Raw genomic sequence first — 1,032 nt, 5'->3', positions numbered from 1 at the left:
ATTGCGGTGACAGCTTTCTTGTGACCGCTGCGCTTGGCCTGTGCCATGCCCCAAGCTTTGAGTGTTGACCATGTGCCAGAGCGCGTCAGCATGGATTGGGCTGCCTCATAGAGGAGGGTTCGTACTTCCCCATCACCCCGCCGCGAGATCGCGCCGTTGTGACCATCGCTATCGCCTGATTGCCAGCGGCGGGGGGTGAGACCCAGATAGGCACCGACATCGCGGCTTTTGGTGAACCGCCCCGGGGTCTCGATCGCGGTTTTGAAGGTCAGTGCCGTGATGGGGCCAACACCAGGTATCCCCATGAAGCGGCGACAGACTTCATCTCCGCCGGCCAGCTCCCCAACCAAGCGGTCCAATCGCTCGACTTGGGCCCATAACGCCTCGCGTGCGGCGAGCATTGCCCCGCACAAGCCTTCCAGCAAAGTGTCTCCGGCCACGGCGGCCATGACCGCATCTCCTAGCTTTCCCCTTGAGACAAGCCCGAGCTTGATGCCGAACACCTTCAATGAATGACGTATGGTGTTCTCGATATCGAGAAATTTGCGCTTGAGGGTCCGTCGGTGCACCAGGATCAAGCGGATCCGGTAGCAATCGCGGCTTTTCATATGAATGGCGCTAAACCACCCGGTTCGCATGAGCTGGGCAATGCCACGCGCATCATTACGGTCGGTCTTGTTGCGTTGCGCGCCAAGGCTTGCACGCACATGGCGGGTCTCCAGACAGGACGTAGGCAGACCTGCCTCCAGTAAGCCCGTATGCAGCCAGGGCGCTAGAGCTCCTGCTTCGTGGCCTAAGCCGCGTAGCGTACGCGCCCAGGGCTTGAGGATTTCTGCTATGATTAAGGGGTCGGTCTCGACCTCGGTTTCAAAAACAATTTCGCCTTCGCGGTCTACCACACACACCGCTGTTTTGAGGGTCGCAACATCTAGTCCAACAAAATGTTCCATTCTCGGTCTCCCGCGCTGTCGCGGCATCCCTTTTGCCGCCTCACGATTGGAGACCTTCACCCCCTCTATCGCAACCAATTCC

At 59.2% G+C, this 1,032-nt stretch carries 1 protein-coding gene; it reads right to left on the bottom strand.

Going from position 1 to position 1,032, the window contains the following annotated elements; genetic code table 11:
• Positions 1 to 950 (bottom strand): IS110 family transposase (locus tag ACOVRA_RS07875; protein WP_421719803.1); only part of this gene is annotated, 950 nt, incomplete at its 3' end.
• Positions 951 to 1,032: the final 82 nt, after the last annotated feature.

This window comes from Aquidulcibacter sp., from assembly GCF_049239865.1.
In the GTDB taxonomy this organism is placed as follows: Bacteria; Pseudomonadota; Alphaproteobacteria; order Caulobacterales; family Aquidulcibacteraceae; genus Aquidulcibacter.
Note: the sequence above shows the minus strand (reverse complement) of the source record. Positions and strands in the feature narration are given on the sequence as shown.